1 protein-coding gene is annotated in these 255 nt (G+C 45.1%); it reads left to right on the forward strand.

Features of this window, described 5'->3' with window-relative positions; translation table 11 throughout:
• Positions 1 to 255 (forward strand): integrase core domain-containing protein (locus V2S86_RS25410; protein ID WP_330764617.1); only part of this gene is annotated, 255 nt, incomplete at both ends.

Below are 255 nucleotides of genomic sequence, written 5' to 3' on the forward strand. Positions count from 1 at the left end.
TCAGGCAGTTACTGTGGAGATATCAGATAAAGCAAAGCCTGAGTCGCCGGGGAAATTGCTGGGATAACAGCCCAATGGAACGGTTCTTCAGAAGCCTGAAAACAGAGTGGGTACCGGATAATGGCTATGCGAATTTTAGCCAAGCCAGCACGACAATAACGAATTACATCACAGAATATTACAGCCAGCTCAGACCCCATCAATATAATGGTGGTTTGACGCCGAATGAATCAGAAAGATTGTTCTGGAAAAACG

This window comes from Serratia sp. C2(1) (assembly GCF_036352655.1).
Classification (GTDB): domain Bacteria; phylum Pseudomonadota; class Gammaproteobacteria; order Enterobacterales; family Enterobacteriaceae; genus Serratia; species Serratia inhibens.